Below are 19,025 nucleotides of genomic sequence, written 5' to 3' on the forward strand. Positions count from 1 at the left end.
TGATCCGGTGTCAGACCATCAGCAGGACACCACCGTCGCCAACCCGGTGATCGCCGGGTTCCACCCCGATCCCAGCGTCTGCCGCGTCGGCGCGGACTACTACCTCGCCTGCTCCAGCTTCGAGTACTTCCCCGGCGTCCCGATCTTCCACAGTCTCGACCTGGTGCACTGGACGCAGCTCGGCAACGCCCTCGACCGGCCGAGCCAACTGCGGCTGCCGAGTGACACACCCGCCTCCGCAGGCGTCTACGCGCCAACGTTGCGCCACCACGACGGCCGGTTCTGGCTGATCGTCACGAATGTCAGCGACGGCGGCAACCTGCTGGTCACCGCGACCGACGCGGCAGGGCCGTGGTCCGACCCGGTGCGGCTGCCCGGGGTGCCCGGGATCGACCCCGATCTCGCCTGGGACGAGGACGGCACGTGCTGGTGCACGGTCGCCGGGGTCGCGCAGGTCCGTCTCGACGCGCACACCGGCCACGCGTTCGGCCCGCCACGCCGCCTGTGGTCCGGCACACCCGGTGCCACGGCCCCGGAAGCGCCACACCTGTACCGCATTGGCGACCACTGGTACCTGCTCATCGCCGAGGGCGGCACCGAGCGGGCCCACAGCGTGTCCGTCGCCCGCGGCGACGCGCCAACCGGGCCGTTCGAACCGTGCCCGGCCAATCCGATCCTGACCCACCGCGGCCTCGACCATCCCATCCAGAACACCGGCCACGCGGACCTGGTGCAGGGTCCGGACGGCTCGTGGTGGATGGTGCTGCTCGGGGTACGGCCGGGCGGCGGCACCCCCGGCTGGCACGTCCTCGGCCGCGAGACCTTCCTCGCCCCGGTGAGCTGGGTGGACGGCTGGCCGGTGGTCGGCGACCTGTCCCCCGTCCTGCCCGCTCCCCCGTGGCCGCTGCACCCCGGTCCCGTGCCGCCCGACCGGGACGACTTCGACCTCGGCGAGCTACGGCCGTGCTGGCTCTCGCTGCGCGACCGGCCCGCGAACCACTACACCACCAAGGAGCGCGCCGGATGGCTGAGCCTGCACGCCAGGGGCAGCGGCCTGGACGATCCCACCGTGGTGTTCCTCGGCCGGCGCCAGCAACACCTGTCGTGCCGGGCGCGCACGCTGATCGACCCAGCAGAAGGCGTCGGCGGCCTGGCGGTCCGGCTCGACGAGGAGCACCACTACGAGATCGAGGCGACCGACGGAGAGGTGCGGGTGCTCGCCCGTATCGGTCCACTGCGGACAGTCGTGGCCGCCCAGCCGACGCCCACCGGCCCCATCGTCCTCGGCGTGGAGATCACCGCCACACGGGAACTGCGCGACGCGCGTTCCGGGCCGGATTCCATTTCCTTCGGCATCGAGCGAGCAGACGGGACGTTCACCGCGCTGAGCACGCTCGACGGCCGCTACCTGTCGACCGAGGTGGCCGGCGGCTTCACCGGCCGCGTCATCGGCCTGTACGCCAGGGCAGGCGCCGTCCACTTCGACTGGTTCGACTACGGACCGCTCGACCACTGACGCTCCGCACCGTGAACCGACCTACCGAAAGGAACTTCAGACGTGGACAAGACCGGACACACCGCACCACGCCGAAGGCGCGGGCTCAGGTGGGCGATAGGCGTTCCGCTGGCGTTGACCATCACGACTGTTCTCGCCGGCGGCACAGTGCTCGCCGACTACACCGCGGCCGCTTCAGCCTCGGTGCCCTCGGTTCCCCGAAACGCGATGGACGCCGTTGCCGCGATGCAGCCCAGTTGGAACCTGGGCAACTCCCTGGACGCCATCCCGGAGGAGACGTCGTGGGGCAACCCGGCGGCCACCAAGGCCCTGTTCGACACCATAAGAGGCCAGGGCTTCCGCAGCGTCCGCATCCCGGTGACCTGGAGCAACCACCAGTCGGCCACGGCCCCATACACGATCGACCCGGCGTACCTGAGCCGCGTCAAGCAGGTGGTCGACTGGGCGTTATCCGATGGCCTCTACGTCGAGACCAACGTCCACCACGACTCGTGGCAGTGGATCGCGACCATGACCACCGACCACGACAACGTGCGGGCCCGCTTTGACGCGACCTGGACCCAGATCGCGCGGGAGTTCAGGGACGAGCCGGCCAAGCTGCTGTTCGAGAGCGTCAACGAACCCTCGTTCACCAACGCCACCGACGCCCAGAAGACCCAGCTGCTGGCCGAGCTGAACACCTCCTTCCACACCATCGTGCGTCAGTCGGGCGGCCGGAACGCGACGCGCCTGCTCGCCCTGCCCACGATCGGCTGCACGCCGGACCAGAAGCTCATGGACGACCTCGCCACCACGATGGCCTCGCTGCACGACCCCAACCTGGTTGCCACCGTGCACTTCTACGGCTTCTGGCCGTTCAGCGTGAACATCGCCGGCTACACCCAGTTCAACGCCGACGTCCAGAAGGACATGACCGACGTCTTCGCCCGGATTCGCACCACGTTCGTCGCCAAGGGAATCCCGGTCTACCTCGGCGAGTACGGGCTGCTCAACTATCCCGACTACACGCATCCCGCTCCCATCGAGCAGGGTGAGGCATTCAAGTACTTCGAGGCCGTCGGCGACCAGGCACGGACGAACGGGGTCACCACCGCCCTGTGGGATCCGTTCTCGTACCTGAACCGTGCCACGCTTCAGTGGCGCGACCCGGCCCTGTTCGCCCAGGTCAAGTCGAGTTGGACCACCCGCTCGGGAACCGCGGCCTCGGACCTGGTCTTCGTGCCGAAGTCCGGCCCGATCGCCGCCAGGACGATCACCCTGAACCCGAACGGAACTACGTTCCGGGGACTCTGGCTGGGCAACCGTCGGCTGGTCGAGGGCAGGGACTACACCGTGGCCGGCACCCAGCTCACGTTGACCGCGGCCCTGCTCACCCAGGTGACCGGGGACCGGGCCTACGGGGTCAACGGGGTCCTCCAGGCCCGGTTCCGCCAGGGAGTTCCCTGGCAGCTCAGCGTGATCACCTACGACCCACCGGTGCTGTCGAACGCGACCGGAACGGCCACCTCGTTCGCCGTGCCCACCCAGTTCCGGGGTGACGTGCTGGCGACGATGGAGGCCAAGTACGCCGACGGCAGCAACGCCGGCCCGGCGAGCTGGACCCCGTACCAGCAGTTCAACACGGCCTTCAGCCCGGACTACGCGGGCAACGCCATCACGCTCACTGCCGACTTCCTCAACACCGTCAAGGACAACGCGCCGGTGGCGCTCACGTTCCACTTCTGGAGCGGCGCGACCGCGACCTACCACGTGACCAAGGCGGGAAGCTCGGTGACCGGCAACGCGTCCTGATCGACTCCGTCGAGCGGATCGGCTGCGACGGCGTTACCCTTCTGTTCCGCGTCGCCCTGACCGGCCCAACCGGTCAGGGCGACGCGCAATCGTGTTTCGACACCGAGGAGCGGCTGCTCCTGGCCAGCGAGAAGGAGCACCGCGTGAAGATCGCCGCCGACGTCCTGGTCGGGTTGGTCGCCCTCATCCACATCTACATCATGGTCACGGAGATGTTCCTCTGGACGACCCCGCGGGCCCGCGCGGCCTTCGGGACGACCGAGGAGTTCGCCGAGGAAACGCGGACACTGGCCGCCAACCAGGGGCTGTACAACGGTTTCCTCGCGCTGGCGCTGATCTGGGGCCTGATCGCGAGTCAGTTCCAGCTTCAGCTGTACGGCCTGATCTGCGTGATCGTCGCCGGGCTCTACGGTGCGGCGACGGCGAGCAGGCGGATCCTGTTCGTCCAGGTGTTGCCGGGCGCCCTCGCGCTCATCGCCCTGCTGCTCGCCCGCTGACTCGACCGTTTCCGCCGGGTGCGGAAGCATCCACGGTGTCCTGATCGGACACTGCTAACTGGACACCATCGCCAGGTGATCCTTGATCCCCTGACCGAACGCGGTCGGCGTGCCGTTGAAGTCCGTGATCAACGACGGGCCGCTGGTGCACGACCACGTGTTCCACGTCCACCCCAGGTAGCCGACGCCGTGCGCGTCCGCCCACGCCATCATCTGGTCGACGAACCCGTGCGCGCAGTCGTTCTCGCCGATCTCGGTGAGGGTCAACGGCACCTGTGCCGCCACGGGCGCCAACTGGCTGTCCCAGCAGCTCGCGCTGACGCACTGGTTGAAGTTGTACACGTGCGCGAAGGCCATCACGTTGTTCAACGGGTCCGTCGGCCGGTACTGCAACCATTGGGCGAGGTTGTTCGACCACGCCAGGCCACCGACCATGAGCACGTTGCTCGCTCCGGTCGCCCGCACCGCGTTCACCAGGCTCTGGAAGCCGGCCACCTGGTAGCCGATGCCGGGACAGGTGCCGCCGTCACGGAAACACCGCCAGCCGGCCGTGGCGTCGTTGGCAGGGACGTCCGGGAACGGCTCGTTGAACAGGTCGAACAGCACCGCGTCGGTGCCCTTGAACGCGTTCGCCACGCCGGTCCAGAACGCGGGCGCGTACTGGGCGTCCGGCATCGGCTTCTGGCAGTTGGCCCGCGTTTCCGAGCAGTTCGCCCCTGCGCCGCCGTACTGCCCGTAGCTCCAGTGCAGCTCCACGATCGGGGTGATCCCGGCGGCGATCAGCAGGTTGACGTAGGCGCGCACGTTCTGCTGGTACACGCTCCCGCTGGCGCCACCCGCCGGGACGTCGGCGGTACCAAGCCAGCACTCCTCGTTCAGCGGCACCCGCACCGCCCGCACCTTCCAGGAACGCATGGCGGTGATCGACGCCTGGTCCATCGGGCCGTCCCACATGCCGTTGCCCTGGATGCACGCGAACTCGCCGCCGGAGCGGTTGACGCCAAGCAACCGATACGCGGCCCCGGACGAGGTCACCAACTTGTTGCCGGACACGTGCAGCGCGGGCGCGGCGCTGGCCGGCCCGTTGACGACGACGGTGACGGGGTCGGACACCCCGACCGCGCCCTTGTCGTCGGTCGCCCGCGCGGTGAGCTGATAGCTTCCCGGCGGGACGTTGCCGAAGGTGGCGCTGTAGGGCGCGGTGGTCGCGGTCGCCTGGAACGAGCCGAGGGCGAAGTCGACGCGCGCCACGGTCCCGCCGGCGTCGGCGGCGGTCGCGGTCGCGGTCGCGGTGATCGTGGCCGGGGCGTCGAAGGTCGCCCCGGACGCGGGGCTGGTGATGGCCACCGTCGGCTGGGCGTTCGACCCGTTGCACGGCACGTCGTTCAGCGAGAAGCCGCTCGGTTTCGGGTTGCTCCCGCTCCATGAGCCGTTGAAGCCGAGATCGGTCGACGCGCCGGTGCCAAGGGCGCCGTTCCACGACAGGCTCGTGGCGGTGACGGCCGCGCCCGACTGGGTCCAGGTGGCGTCCCATCCACTACCCGACAGCTGCTGGCCCCCGGGGAAGGCGAACCGCAGTGTCCAGGAGGTGATCGGGGCGCCGAGGTTCTTGACCGTCAGCGCGGCGCCAAACCCGCCCTGGCCTGGTCCGGTGTTCCAGTCCTTCGTGGTGTAGGCGACCTCGCAGCCGGTGGCCGCCTGCGTCGGTGCGGCCGACGCGGCCGGCACGGCCAGGACCACCAGTGCCAACGTCACGCCGGCTGTCAGTGTTCTTCGCAGCATTGCGCTCATCACCTCATGGTCGACAAGTCGAAGCGGTTCAAGGGCCCGGCCGCGGCATCGGCCTCGCCACGGCGCAGAGTGGCGAGGCCGATCCATCCGGCGCTGTCCGCACAGCGCTGTGCGGCGCACACCGAAGCCGTCCGGTCAGGTGGCCGCGCAGGCGGGGCTCGGCGCGCTGTTGGCGCCGTTCCACGTCGCCAGGAACCCGAACGTGGTGCTCGCGCCGGCGGCGACCGTGCCGTTGTAGCCGGCGTTCTTCGCGGTGACCGCAGCCCCGTCAGCCGTGACGGACGCGTTCCACGACGAGGTGATCCGCTGTCCGTCCGCGAACGTCCAGGTCACGGTCCAGCCGTTGATCGCGCTGCTGCCCGCCGTGATCTGCGCCTCGCCCTGGAAACCGCCCGGCCACTGGTTGACGATCTGGTATGTCGCGGCGCAGGTTCCCTGGCCCGGCGGGGGTGGCGTTACGGTGCCACCGTAGGCCTTGACCAACGAGTCGTACGCGGGCTTCGACTGGAAGTTCTCGTCGAAGGGCAGGGCAGCGCCCTGGCCGGGGAACGTGGACGGGATCCACGAGTACTTGTCCGACAGGCCCCACGTGGTGATGCCGACGCATCCCGTCACCGTGAGACACGCGTTGGCGACGGTGGCGTAGTCCGTCGCCTGCGTGGCCAGCTTGTCCGGGGTGGCGGGTGTGTTCATGCGGACGTCCAGCTCGGTGATCGCGACCTCCACTCCAAGGTCGACGAACCGCTGGATGTTCTGCTGCATCGAACTGGGCACCTGGCCGAGGATCAGGTGCGCCTGTAGGCCGACGCCGTCGATCGGCACGCCCTGCTGCTTGAACGACTTGACCATGGCGTAGACGGCGTCGCTCTTCGCGCCGATGCCGTCGGTGTTGTAGTCGTTGTAGTAGAGCTTCGCGCCAGGGTCGACCGCATGGGTCGCGCGGAACGCGTCCGCGATGTAGCCGTCGCCCAGTTTCTGCTCCCAGAACGACTGCCGGCGGGTGCCGTCGTCGTTGAAGGCCTCGTTGACGACGTCCCACGAGTACAGCTTGCCCTTGTAGTGCGTGACTTCGGTGTTGATGTGGTTGAGCATCGCCTGGCGCAGGTCGCTCGCGCCCAGGTTCTGTACCCAGCTGGGCGCCTGACTGTGCCAGACCAGGGTGTGGCCGCGCACCCGCTGGTTCGCCGCGGCCGCCGACGCCACGAGCGAGTCTGCCGGGCCGAAGTTGAACTGCCCTGGGTTGGGTTCGGTGGTGTCCCACTTCATCTCGTTGCCCGGCGTCAGCATGTTCGCTTCCCGCGCGCCCAACGCCTTGTACGTGGCGTCGTTCCACTCTCCGACCGTGGCCGCCGTGCCGAAGTAGACGCCTTTCGCCGCGGCCAGGTCTCGCAGGCCGGTCGCCGCATCGGCCTGCGGGACCCGGCCGGACGGCAGGAGGAGTACGGCGGCGACAGCAGCGACGGCAAAAACAGAACTGTGTCTCATGACTCACCTCACTGTGGCATGACTACAGTGGATGCTCGCCAGACGTTGTACCGCAGGGCATTCCTGTCTGGGAGCGCTCCCAGTATGGAACTGTATCCGGTTGTCCCGATGACGAAACACCACCAACCGGGCCAACCAGCGGTCACGCGTGGTACTCGAACCACCCGAAGTCGGCAACGGACTCGCTGAGCAGACCGAGGGCGCTGGCGTACATCCCGATGTAGACACCGGTGAACCCGCCGGCGACCGGGGTGCTCAACATCCGGCCGTCCACCGGCGGCCCCACCGGCCGCCACTGCCCCGGCTCGATCGCGTACACGGCCTGGTAGGACTGTCCTTGGGCCTCGAAGCCGAGATACGTCCGCGCGCCGGCGGCATCGACCTCGGCGAGTGTCTCGTCGACACCGCCCTGTCGGCAAGACAGCACGATCCGGTCCTTGGCGCGGACCAACAGCACGTGGAAGTCGTTGTTCTGCAACAACGCCAGCCCCGCGCGCTCGTTGTCACCGGCCGGCTGGAACTCCAGCACGCATCGGGCGGTGAACGTCATGTGTTGCTGGCGCCTGCCGACGAAGGCCGGCGCGGCCGGTTCTGCCAGGGTCTCGGGCCGCAGCCGCAGCCGCAGGAAACCCGGCCGTTCGGTCAGCGAGTACACCGGTTCCTCTGGCGTGCGCAGGACGTTCCACTCTTGACCCAGCTCCGGCCGGTCGAAGTGGTCGCACACCGAACCGGTCAGGTCCGGCGCGGTCTCGTCCGGCGGCAGCGGGTCGAACAGCGGCCAGCCGTCCTCCCAGCGCACCCGGGTCAGGAACGTCTCCCTGCCCAGGTTGTAGAAGTAGCCGCCGTACGGTCGCATCGCCAGGAACACGGCCCACCACTGGTCGGACTCGTCACGCACGAGATCGGCGTGCCCGACGCCGACGATCGGATGGTCCCGACCAAGATGTCGGTGGCTGAACACGGGATTGCGCGGCGATCCGACGTACGGACCGGTGACCGACTCGGCGCGCGCGACAACCACGGCGTGGTCGATGTCGGTGCCGCCCTCGGCGCACACCAGCACATACCGCCCGTCCACCTTGTACAGATGCGGTCCCTCGGCCCAGACGGCGTCCCGCATCGCGCCGTGCCAGATCACCCACTCCCGACCGGTCAGTGCCATGGTGGCCAGGTCGAGCTCCCGCAGCCACACCTCGGTCTGCCCGGGATATCCGTCCGCCACCTCGCGGCATCCGGTGAGCCACGCGCGTCCGTCGTCGAAGGACAGCGACGGATCGAACCCCTTGGCCTCGGGCAGCCAGTGCGGCTGTGACCAAGGCCCGGCCGGATCCGTTGCGGTGACGACGAAGTTGCCCTGCTCGCGGTCGCCGTCGACGAGCGTGCACACGACGTAGAAGACGCCGTCGTGATACCGGATGGTGGGCGCGTAGAGACCGCCGGAGCAGCGGATGCCCTCCAGCGAGACCTGGTCCGTCCGGTCGAGCACGTGCCCGATCTGCCGCCAGTGCACCAGGTCGCGGCTGTGGTGGACCGGCAGCGCCGGGAAGTACTCGAAGCTGGAGTTCACCAGGTAGAAGTCGCTGCCCACCCGGCACACCGAGGGGTCCGGGTAGCACCCTGGCAACACTGGGTCGAGGGTCATCCCTTCACCGACCCGGTCAGGCCGCCGACGATCCGCCGTTCCGCGAGCACGAAGAACCCGAGCGCGGGCAGCATCGACAGCGCGGTGAACGCGAAGATCCTTGCGGTGTCCTGGGTGTACTGCGCCTGGAACGCCGTCACGCCAAGCGGCAGCGTGAAGTTCTGCGACTCGTTGAACACCAGGAACGGCAGCTGGTAGGCGTTCCAGCTGGTGACGAACGCCAGCACGGTCACCGTGGTGAGCGCGGGCACCGACAGCGGCAGCAGGATGCGCCAGAAGAATCCCAGCCTGCTGGTGCCGTCCAGCACGGCGGCCTCCTCCACCTCCGCCGGTATCGAGTGCATGAACGGTCGCAGGATGACGATGGTGATCGCCAGCGAGAACGCCGCCTCCGGGATCGCCACACCGAACGGGTTCTCCAGCATGCCCAGCTGCCGGAGCAGCAGGTACAGCGGCAGGCTCGCCACACCGAGCGGGAACAACAGACCGAGCGTGAACAGCCCGTACACGGTCTCCCTGCCCCTGAAGGTGTATCGGGACAGGGCGAACGCGGCCATCGAACCAAGGCCGACCGCGAGGACGGTCGCGACCACGGCGATGAGCGCGCTGTTGCCCAGGAACCGCCAGAAGTTGGGCGAGCTCAGGATGAACGTGTAGTTGTCGAGCACCCACGGGTCGGGCAGCGCCGAGGGTGCCGCGTTGATCTGCGCCGTGGTCCGGAAGCCACCGACCACCACGAACAGGATCGGCACCACGGTGATCCCCACGATCAGAACCGCCGCGAGGTACGCGAAGGAGTTCCTGGGTCGCACCGGGCTCACCCGGCCAGCCGCGTCATCGCGCCCTCGGTGTCCCTGCGCAGCGCGAAACGCTGGTACAGCAGGGCGAACACGAAGCAGATGACGAAGAGGATCACGGCGACCGCGCTGCCGTAGCCGAACTCGTAGCGCTTGAAGCCGTGGTCGATGAGGTAGGTCGCCATGGTGGTGGACGCGTTCGCCGGCCCGCCGAGGGTCATGATCCACACCACCTCGAACAGCTGTAGCGATCCGATGACCGACAGGAAGATCCACACCCGGATGGTCGGCCCGAGCAGCGGCAGCAGCACGTGTCGGGTCGCCTGCCAGGCGCCCGCGCCGTCCAGCGCCGCGGCCTCCCGCAGTTCGGGAGGGATGCCCTGCAACCCGGCGAGCAGCAGGATGATCCCGAACCCGATGTACTTCCACGTGATCACGACGAACAACGTGTAGAGCACGATGTCCGGGTCGGCCAGCCACTGGTGAACCAGCCCGCCGAGGCCGACCGACCGCAGCGAGGTGTCGACGAACCCCTTGGGCTGCAACAGGAGCAACCAGATCACCGCGGACGTCGCCTCGGCAAGCACGTACGGCGCGAACACCACGAGGCGCAGCAGCGCCCTGCCGCGCAGGCGCCGGTTGAGCAGCAGCGCCATACCGACGCTGAGCGGCAGCTGGATCACCAGCGACAGGGCGACGATGATCAGGTTGTGCGTGACCGCCTGCTGGAAGACCTTTCCGGTCAGGGCCTGCACGTAGTTGTCCAGCCCGACGAACTTCTGTAGCGAGCCGAAGCCGGTCCAGTCGTAGACGCTGTAGTAGCCGGCGACCCCGATCGGCACCAGCACGAACCCGACGAACAGCAGCAGCGCGGGACCAAGCAACAGCACGAGTTCCAGCCGCTTGCGGGTGCTGCCGGGACGTCGGGCCGTCCGGGCCACTGCCGCCCGGACCGGCCCTGCGGTCACCGCCACGGGTTCGTCCCGCGCGCTGGTGGCCACCTCCCGCATCATCGGCCCCCGGTGGCCGCGTTGTTGACGGCGTCGATGACGCTGTGCGCGTCGCCCTTGCCGGCGAAGAGGTTCGCGGCGGCGTCGTCGAGCGCCTGTCCCACTGCCGTGGGGAACGCGATGTCGAAGTAGGTCTGCGTGTAGGGCGCCTTCTGGACCTGCTCCACCGCCGCCTTCGCGCCCGCGCTGCTGAGCGCCGCCGCGGCGTCCGGGTTCACCGGCAGGCCCACGCCGGCCGCGGCCAGCTTCTTCTGCACGTCGACGGACGTCAGGTACTTGAGGAAGTCGACGCACGCCGGCGGGGCCTTGGTGGTGCAGGAGAACCCGTCGCCGCCACCCAGCATCGCGGCCTGGTCGCCCTTGCCGCCCGGCACGGACGGGAACGGGAACCAGCCGACCTTGTCGGCGAAGGCCTTGTCCTCGGTCAGCGGGGCCATGGTGGCCGGCTGCCAGTCGCCCTGTAGCTCCATGGCGGCCTGGCCGCCCGCGATCATGCCGGCCGAACTGCCCGCGCCCTGCTGGGCCGGGGTACCGAGGAAGGCCTCCTGGAACGGGTTGGTGCCCAGCAGCGCCTTCACGTCCTCGCCCGCCTTCTGGTAGCACGGGTCGTCGAGCTTGACCGTCTTGACCGAGGCGGCGAGCGCGTCCTTGCCGCATTCGCGTACCGCGAAGTAGCTCCAGTAGAAGGCGTCCGGCCACCGGTCCTTGCCGCCGATCGCGATCGGCACGATCCCGGCCGCCCGCAGCTTCGCCACGGTCGCGTTCAGGTCGTCCAGCGTGGCCGGGACGGTGACGCCGGCCTTGGTGAACAGGTCTTTGCGGTACCAGAAGCCGACGGCGTGCCGGACGTAGGGCAGGCCGTACTGCTTGCCGCCCACCTGCCAGCCCTCCGCGACCGGGCCGAGCAGGCCGCTGGTCTGGCTGGTGATGTCCATGACCTTGCCCGAGGTGACCTGGCTGGCCAGGTTGCCACCGCCCCACTGCTGGTAGAGGTCCGGCGGACTGTCGGACTGGAGCGCGAGGGGGACCTTCGTCTGGAACTGCTCGTTCTGGATCGGCTCGACCTTGAACGACACGTTCGGATGGGCGGCGTGGTAGTCGTCGGCCACTTGCTGCCACAGGCTCTTGAGCGGCTCGCTTGAGCCGTTGTGCCACCAGGTCATCGTCACCGGACCGTTCGGGTCTGCGGCGGGTTTGTCACTGCCGCTACAGGCGGCGGTGACTAACGCGGCGGCGATGACGATGGCGGCGGCGACGGTTCGGACACGGCGCATTGGTCCACTCCTGACAACGTCGGCGGAGCGTGGAAGTCCCCAAGGTGGGCACGAGTGTGCAGCCGTGGAAACATCGGTGTCAATCGTTGTCGATAACGTTTCACATCGCTATCTTGAGCCCTGTGCTCCCGAGTTCCCGTGTCACCATCCGCGACGTCGCCGCCAGGGCGGGAGTCTCGATCGCCACCGTGTCGAAGGTGATCAACCAGCGCTACGGCGTCGCCGAGGAGACCAATGCCCGCGTGCTCGCGGTGATCGAGGAGCTGGGCTACGAGGCCAGCCTCGTCGCCCAGAGCCTGCGCAACCGCCGGACGAACGTGATCGGCATTCTGGTCGCCGACCTGGAGCCGTTCAGCACGGAACTGCTGAAGGGCACGGCCGACGCGATCCGCGGCACCGGCTACGAGCTGGTGATCTACTCCGCAGGCGGCCGAACCAGCGACCACGTCGGTTGGGAGCGCCGGTACCTGTCCCGACTCAGCGGCACCCTGATCGACGGCGCCGTCCTGGTCACTCCCACGGTGACCGACGTGCGCTACGACGCCCCGATCGTCGCCGTCGACCCGCACACCGGCCCGTCCGACCTGCCCACGATCGACTCCGACAACCTGCACGGCGCTCGCCTCGCCACCGAGCACCTGCTCGGCCTTGGGCACCGCCGGATCGGCATGCTCACCGGCCGCCCCGACCTCCAGTCGGCCCAACTGCGTGAGCAGGGCTACCGCGCCGCCATGCACGACGCCGGTGTCCCGGTGGAGCCCGAGCTCGTGCAGGAGGGCGCGTACGACCCGGAGATCGCGGTGGACGCCGCCCGCCGACTGCTGGCCGGTCCCCTTCGCCCGACGGCCGTCTTCGCGGCAAACGACCTGTCGGCGATCGCGGCCATCGACGTGGCCAGGGACCTCGGCCTGCGGGTCCCTGAGGATCTGTCGGTGGTTGGTTTCGACAACGTGCCCGAGTCGGCACTGTGCACTCCCCCACTGACCACCGTGAACCAGCCGATCCGCCAGATGGGCCAGCGGGCGGTGGAACTGCTGATCCAGCTCATCCGCGACGGGCAGGTGCCGTCCACGCACATCACGCTGGCCACGAAGCTCGTTGTCCGCCGGTCCACCCACTCCCCTGCGGAACGGACGCCCCTTGACCATTGATGATCGAGTCAGCGCCGAGATCTGGCGGGACCCGGCGGTCTCCGCCGCCGAACGGGTCGGCGACCTGATGGCCCGGATGTCCGTGCGGGAGAAGGTCGCCCAGCTGTCCGGGGTGTGGGTGGGCATCGACGCCGCAGGCGACGTGGCTCCACACCAGCACGAGCAGGCGTCCGCACCGGACTGGGACGCGCTTGTCCCCTTCGGTGTCGGACAGCTCACCCGCCCCTTCGGCACCGCGCCCGTCGACCCGGCCGACGGTGCCGCCGCGGTCGCCCGCAGCCAGCAGCAGATCATGGCGGCCGGCCGGTTCGGGATTCCGGCGGTGGTGCACGAGGAGTGCCTCACCGGGCTGGCGGCGTGGCAGGCCACCGTCTACCCGTCCCCGCTGTGCTGGGGCGCCACGTTCGACCCCGACCTCGTGGAGCGGATGGCGGCGAGCATCGGCCGGACCATGCGGGCACTTGGTGTGCACCAGGGACTGGCGCCGGTTCTGGACGTCGCACGGGATCTGCGGTGGGGGCGGATCGAGGAGACCATCGGCGAGGACCCGCATCTGGTCGGCGTGATCGGGAGCGCGTACGTGCGCGGCCTTGAGACGGCCGGTGTCGTGGCCACGCTGAAGCATTTCGTCGGCTATTCCGCGTCGCGCGGCGGGCGCAACCTGGCTCCGGTGTCCATCGGTCCCCGCGAGATCGCCGACGTGCTCCTGCCGCCGTTCGAGATGGCGCTGCGAGCCGGCGCGCGGTCGGTGATGAACGCGTACGTGGACATCGACGGAGTCCCGGTGGCCGCCGACCCCCAGGTGCTGACCGAGGTGTTGCGGAACGCGTACGGCTTCACCGGAACGGTCGTCGCCGACTACTTCTCCGTGTCCTTCCTGAGCAGCCTGCACGGCGTGGCCGGATCGCCCGCCGACGCCGCCGGGCTGGCCCTGGCCGCCGGGATCGACGTCGAACTGCCCACCGTCGACTGTTACGGCCCCGCACTGGCGGAGGCGGTGGAACGCGGTGACGTGGACATCACCCTGGTCGATCGCGCGCTCGAACGGGTGCTGCGGCAGAAGTGCGAACTCGGCCTGCTGGATCCCGGCTGGTCGCCCGAACCGCCCGGCGTGGTCGACCTCGACGACCGCGCCCTGGCCCGCGAGGTGGCTCGCGAGTCGATAGTCCTGTTGAGCAACAACGGAATCCTGCCGCTGCGCCCGGGAAAGAGGATCGCGCTCGTCGGGCCGCGAGCCGCCGAGAGCAGCGCCATGCTCGGCTGCTACTCGTTCCCGATGCACGTGGGCGTGCACCATCCGGACGTGCCGATGGGCATCGACGTGCCCACCGTGCTCGACGCGTTGCGACCGGACCACGACGTGACCCACGCCCAGGGTTGTCCGGTGGTCGGCGGGGATGACGAGGGCATCGCCGCCGCGGTGGACGTCGCGCGGGACGCCGACGTGTGCGTCGCCGTGCTGGGCGACCAGGCTGGGCTGTTCGGCGGAGGCACGTCCGGGGAGGGCTGCGACGCGACTGACCTGCGGCTGCCCGGCCGGCAGGAGGAGCTTCTCGAGGCCCTGCTCGGCACGGGCACCCCGGTGGTTCTGGTGCTGCTGACCGGCCGGCCCTACGAGCTGTCCCGACAGATCGACCGGCTCGCCGCCGTGGTGTGCGGCTTCTTTCCCGGCCAGGAGGGCGGTCCCGCGCTCGCCGATGTCCTGAGTGGACGGACGAACCCGACCGGCCGGCTGCCGGTCAGCTTTCCCTCGGCGGGCGCGAACCAGCCGACCACCTACCTGGCCGCGCCCCTTGGGCAGCGGGGGGAGGTCAGCACGGTCGACCCGACGCCGCTGTTCCCGTTCGGGCACGGACTGTCCTACGCGCCGGCCACCTGGCTGGACGTCACGGCGGACACCGAGTGGCCGACCGACGGCACCTGCCGACTCGTCGTGACCCTGACGAACCCGGCCACGATCAGCACGGCCGAGGTCGTCCAGATCTACCTGCACGACCCGGTCGCCGAGGTGGCCCGGCCGGTCCGGCAGCTGATCGGCGCCGTCCGGGTGAACCTGCCCGCAGGCTCCACTCGGACGGTGACCGCGGACCTGCACGCCGACCTCGCCTCGTACACCGGACGGGCCGGAGGCCGGCAGGTCGACCCCGGCGCGGTCGAACTGCACGTCGGCGCGTCCAGTGCGGACATCCGGGCCGTGCTGCGGGTGACGATGGACGGACCGGTGCGCGCGGCGGGCCACGATCGGGTCACCCGCCCGGTGTTCTCCGAGACCTGAACGGTACCGGGCGTTCACAGGTCACTGTCGAAGCGCTTCGGTCGCGTACCTATCATGGAGCGATGGTCACCATCGTCGATGTCGCCAGGGCCGCCGGCGTGTCGCCGAGCACGGTCTCGTACGTGCTCTCCGGAAAGCGGACGATCTCCAAGGAGACCCGCCGCCGCGTGGAACGCAGCATCCACAAGCTGGGATACCAGCCGAACGCCGGGGCACGGGCACTGGCCAGCAACCGGACCAACGTGCTCGCGCTGGTCGTGCCGCTGCGGACGGACCTGAACGTGCCGGTCGTCATGCAGTTCGTCGCGGCGACGGTCGCCAAGGCGCGGAGTTTCGGCCATGACGTGTTGCTGCTGACCAAGGACGAGGGTCCAGACGGTCTGCGCCGGGTAGCGGGTTCGTCGCTCGCCGACGCGATGATCGTGCTGGACGTGGAGTCCTCGGAGCCGCGCGTGCCGGTACTGCGGGAGCTGGGACGGCCGGTCGTGCTCATCGGCGTGCCCACCGACCCCGGCGGACTGACCTGCGTCGATCTGGACTTCACCGAGGCGGGCGCGGCGTCGGTCACGCACCTCGCCGAACTCGGTCACCGCGCCGTCGCGCTGCTCGGCCCTTCTCCCGCGGTGTACGAGCGCGGCACGAGCTACGCGGACCGGTTCCTTGCCGGGTTCAAGCAGGCCGCGAGCAGCAACAAGGTGCGTGCCACCACGATGGCCTGCGCGCCGACCTACGACGCGCTGCGCACGTGCCTGGACACCCTGCTGGCCCGTCGCCAGCGGATCACCGGCCTGGTCGCGCACAACGAGGCCGTCCTCGGCCCGTTGCTCTCCGAACTCGACCGCCGTGGCCTGTCGGTCCCCGGCGACATCTCGGTGCTCGCCGTGTGCCCGCCGGACATGGCCGAGGCCCAGGTGTTCCCGCTGACCTCGCTCGCCATCCCGGTCGTCGAACTCGGCGAGCTGGCCGTCGAGATGGCCATGCGCCAGCTCGACGGCCCAGCTCGTCCCGAGGTCCGGTTGCTCTCGCCGCAGATCACCGATCGTGGCAGCACCGGCCCTGTGGCGTCCTGACCGTCACGCGCCCGCCCGCCGTTTGGTCCAGATGTCGTAGACGACCGCGGCCAACAGCACCAGGCCCTTCACCAGCATGACCCGCTCGCTCGGCGCCCCGATCAACGACATCCCATTGTTGATCACCGCCATGATCAGGCCGCCGGTGATGGCCCCGACGACCTTCCCGACCCCGCCCTGCACCGCGGCGCCGCCGATGAAGGCCGCCGCGATGGCGTCCAGCTCGAAGGAGTTGCCGGCGGTCGGGCCCGCCTGGTTGAGGCGGCCGGCGAAGATCACCCCGGCGAGAGCGGCCAGCACACCCATGTTCACGAAGATCCAGAACGTGACCGACTTGACCTTGACGCCGGACAGCTCCGCCGCCTGTCGATTGCCGCCGATGGCGTAGATGTGCCGGCCGAACACCGACCGGTTGGCCAGCAGCGAGTACCCGAGCACCAGGACGGTCAGCAACACCAGTACCCACGGGATGTTCCTGAACCTGGCCAGCTGGACGACGACCGCGAGGACCACCACGCTCGCACCGCCCACCTTCAGCGCGAACACCCCGAACGGGTCCACCTGCTGGAGGTAGCCGAGTCGGGCCTTGCGTCGCTGCCACTGCAAGACCACGATCGCCAGCACCCCGGCGACGCCGGCCAGGACGCTGATCAGGTCCGCGCCGCCCAACGGGCCGAGGCCGATGTTGCCGAGATAGCCGTCGGTGAACCCGTTCGACAGCGTCCGGAGCGAGGACGGGAACGGCCCGATTCCCTGGTTGCCGAGCACCGTCAGGGTCAACGCCCGGAAAGCCAGCATCCCGGCCAGGGTGACGATGAACGCCGGAATCCCGAAGTACGCGACCCAGTACCCCTGCCACGCCCCGATGGCCGCGCCCGCCACCAGCGTGATCAGCAGCGCCGGCAGCCACGGCATGCCCATGTTCACGGTCAGCACCGCGCACAACGCCCCGCACACGGCCACCACCGAGCCCACCGACAGGTCGATGTGCCCGGCGATGATGACCAGCATCATCCCCATCGCCAGAATGAGGATGTAGGAGTTCTGCACGATGATGTTGGAGATGTTCTGCGGCTCCAACAGCACCCCGTGCGTCAGGACGGTGAACAGCACGACGATCAACGCGAAGGCGACGTAGATACCGCCTTCCCTCGGGTTGAACGAGATTCGTCGTAGCTGCGGCGACCCCGAACGCACCTGGGTGGACGCCTTGGTGACAGTCATGCCGATTCCTTTGTCATGTACTGCATCAGCCGCTCCTGTGAGGCCTCCGCGCGGTCGACCTCGCCGGTGATCCGGCCGCGGGACAGGGCGTAGATCCGGTCGCACAGGCCGAGCAGCTCAGGCAGCTCCGAGGAGATCACCAGAATCGCCTTCCCCTCGTCGGCCAGCCGGTTGATGATGGTGTAGATCTCGTACTTCGCGCCGACGTCGATGCCCCTGGTCGGCTCGTCCAAAATCAACACGTCCGGGTCGGTGAGGATCCACTTCGACAGCACGACTTTCTGTTGGTTGCCGCCGCTGAGCTTCCCGGTGATGCTCCGGACGCTGGGCGCCTTGATGTTCATCTGGCGCTGGTACTTCGTGGCCACCTGGTGTTCCTCGTTCTCGTTCACCCAGCCACGGCTGGAGAGCTGACCGAGACCCGCCGAGGAGATGTTGCGTTTGATGTCGTCGATCAGGTTGAGGCCGTACCGTTTCCGGTCCTCCGTGACGTACGCGATCCCGTTGGCGATCGCGTCCCGCACCGAACGAAGGCGGACCTCCTTGCCGTCCTTGACGACGCGGCCGGAGATGTCCTTTCCATACGTGCGACCGAAGACGCTCATCGCCAACTCGGTTCTGCCGGCCCCCATCAGGCCGGCGAGGCCGACGATCTCCCCACGGTGCAGCACCAGGTTCGCGTGGTCGACCACCACCCGACCGGTCTGCGTCGGGCTGTGCACGGTCCAGTCCTCGATCCGCAGGACCTCCGCGCCGACGGTCGGGACGTGCGGCGGGAAGCGGTCGGACAGGTCCCGCCCAACCATGGCCGAGATGATCCTTCCCTCGGTGGCCTCCGTCGTCGGGAAGTCCGCCACGGTCCGGCCGTCCCGCAGGATCGTGATCGAGTCGGCCACGGCCATGATCTCGTTGAGCTTGTGCGAGATGATCACGCAGGTCACGCCCTGCTCACGCAGTTGACGCAGCAGCCCGAGCAGGTGCTCGGAGTCGCTGTCGTTCAGTGCCGCGGTCGGCTCGTCCAGGATCAGCAACCGCACTGACTTCGACAGCGCCTTGGCGATCTCGACCAGCTGCTGCTTGCCGACGCCGAGCTCGTTCACCGGCGTGACCGGCAGTTCGTCAAGGCCGACCCGGCGAAGCAGTTCGGCGGCGGCGTGGTTGGTCCGGTTCCAGTCGATCAGGCCACCGGAGGACAGCTCGTTGCCAAGGAAGATGTTCTCCGCGATGGAGAGCTGCGGGCACAGCGCGAGTTCCTGGTGGATGATCACGATCCCGCGCCGCTCGCTGTCCCTGATCGACGAGAATGCGCACTCGGCGCCGTCGAACTCGATCGACCCGGAGTACGACCCGTGCGGGTAGACACCGGACAGCACCTTCATCAGGGTCGACTTGCCGGCGCCGTTCTCACCGCAGATCGCGTGGATCTCGCCTCGGCGGACATCCAGGTGGACGTCCTCGAGCGCCTTGACCCCCGGGAACGTCTTGGTGATGTCCCGCATCCG

The 19,025-nt window shown here is 69.0% G+C and carries 14 protein-coding genes; 6 read left to right on the plus strand and 8 right to left on the minus strand.

The genetic code is table 11. The features are described from left to right. The first annotated feature begins 7 nt into the window (after positions 1-7). The 3 genes from F0L68_RS36300 to F0L68_RS36310 all read left to right on the plus strand — a co-directional run bounded on the left by F0L68_RS36300 (position 8) and on the right by F0L68_RS36310 (position 3,804). The gene (locus F0L68_RS36300) at positions 8-1,516 is read left to right on the plus strand and encodes a glycoside hydrolase family 43 protein (protein ID WP_149854436.1); all 1,509 of its coding nucleotides are present in this window, start codon (positions 8-10) and stop codon (positions 1,514-1,516) included. A 42-nt stretch (positions 1,517-1,558) separates the two neighbouring features. Beyond that, entirely contained in the window at positions 1,559-3,307 is a 1,749-nt protein-coding gene (locus F0L68_RS36305; RefSeq protein WP_223199447.1) for a cellulase family glycosylhydrolase, read from the plus strand. A 143-nt stretch (positions 3,308-3,450) separates the two neighbouring features. Continuing rightward, the gene (locus tag F0L68_RS36310; RefSeq protein ID WP_149854437.1) at positions 3,451-3,804 is read left to right on the plus strand and encodes a DUF1304 domain-containing protein; all 354 of its coding nucleotides are present in this window, start codon (positions 3,451-3,453) and stop codon (positions 3,802-3,804) included. Between the two features lie 54 nt (positions 3,805-3,858). Here F0L68_RS36310 and F0L68_RS36315 read toward each other — a convergent pair whose 3' ends face one another. From F0L68_RS36315 to F0L68_RS36340, 6 genes are all read right to left on the minus strand, one after another. After that, positions 3,859-5,595, minus strand: coding sequence for a cellulase family glycosylhydrolase (locus tag F0L68_RS36315; RefSeq protein WP_223199448.1), 1,737 nt, complete (start codon positions 5,593-5,595; stop codon positions 3,859-3,861). 135 nt (positions 5,596-5,730) lie between these two features. Then, on the minus strand, positions 5,731-7,080 hold the full coding sequence (locus F0L68_RS36320) for a glycoside hydrolase family 10 protein (protein ID WP_149854438.1): 1,350 nt from the start codon (positions 7,078-7,080) through the stop codon (positions 5,731-5,733). A 142-nt stretch (positions 7,081-7,222) separates the two neighbouring features. After that, positions 7,223-8,722: a glycoside hydrolase family 43 protein gene (locus F0L68_RS36325; RefSeq protein WP_149854439.1), complete on the minus strand. Its 1,500-nt coding sequence runs from the start codon at positions 8,720-8,722 to the stop codon at positions 7,223-7,225. After that, positions 8,719-9,534 carry a carbohydrate ABC transporter permease gene (locus F0L68_RS36330; protein ID WP_223199449.1) on the minus strand — a complete coding sequence of 272 codons (816 nt, stop codon included), beginning with the start codon at positions 9,532-9,534 and terminating at the stop codon, positions 8,719-8,721. The genes F0L68_RS36325 and F0L68_RS36330 overlap by 4 nt, the downstream gene beginning before the upstream one ends. 5 nt (positions 9,535-9,539) lie before the next feature. Next, positions 9,540-10,520, minus strand: a complete 981-nt coding sequence (locus F0L68_RS36335; RefSeq protein WP_223199450.1) for a carbohydrate ABC transporter permease — start codon at positions 10,518-10,520, stop codon at positions 9,540-9,542. A gap of 8 nt (positions 10,521-10,528) precedes the next feature. Beyond that, positions 10,529-11,803 carry an ABC transporter substrate-binding protein gene (locus tag F0L68_RS36340; protein WP_149854441.1) on the minus strand — a complete coding sequence of 425 codons (1,275 nt, stop codon included), beginning with the start codon at positions 11,801-11,803 and terminating at the stop codon, positions 10,529-10,531. Between the two features lie 122 nt (positions 11,804-11,925). Here F0L68_RS36340 and F0L68_RS36345 point away from each other — a divergent pair, with 122 nt between their 5' ends. The 3 genes from F0L68_RS36345 to F0L68_RS36355 all read left to right on the plus strand — a co-directional run bounded on the left by F0L68_RS36345 (position 11,926) and on the right by F0L68_RS36355 (position 16,299). Next, positions 11,926-12,954, plus strand: coding sequence for a LacI family DNA-binding transcriptional regulator (locus F0L68_RS36345; RefSeq protein WP_149854442.1), 1,029 nt, complete (start codon positions 11,926-11,928; stop codon positions 12,952-12,954). Further along, positions 12,944-15,229 carry a beta-xylosidase/alpha-l-arabinosidase gene (locus F0L68_RS36350; RefSeq protein WP_497857733.1) on the plus strand — a complete coding sequence of 762 codons (2,286 nt, stop codon included), beginning with the start codon at positions 12,944-12,946 and terminating at the stop codon, positions 15,227-15,229. Before F0L68_RS36345 ends, F0L68_RS36350 begins: the two co-directional genes overlap by 11 nt. A gap of 62 nt (positions 15,230-15,291) precedes the next feature. Then, positions 15,292-16,299 carry a LacI family DNA-binding transcriptional regulator gene (locus tag F0L68_RS36355; protein ID WP_149854443.1) on the plus strand — a complete coding sequence of 336 codons (1,008 nt, stop codon included), beginning with the start codon at positions 15,292-15,294 and terminating at the stop codon, positions 16,297-16,299. 3 nt (positions 16,300-16,302) lie between these two features. Here the strand turns inward: F0L68_RS36355 and mmsB are convergent, their stop codons facing one another. Further along, positions 16,303-17,523 carry a multiple monosaccharide ABC transporter permease gene (gene mmsB / locus F0L68_RS36360; RefSeq protein ID WP_149854444.1) on the minus strand — a complete coding sequence of 407 codons (1,221 nt, stop codon included), beginning with the start codon at positions 17,521-17,523 and terminating at the stop codon, positions 16,303-16,305. Further along, positions 17,520-19,022: a multiple monosaccharide ABC transporter ATP-binding protein gene (gene mmsA / locus F0L68_RS36365; protein WP_438672346.1), complete on the minus strand. Its 1,503-nt coding sequence runs from the start codon at positions 19,020-19,022 to the stop codon at positions 17,520-17,522. Before mmsA ends, mmsB begins: the two co-directional genes overlap by 4 nt. Positions 19,023-19,025 lie beyond the last annotated feature (3 nt).

Source organism: Solihabitans fulvus (assembly GCF_008386585.1).
GTDB lineage: Bacteria > Actinomycetota > Actinomycetes > Mycobacteriales > Pseudonocardiaceae > Solihabitans > Solihabitans fulvus.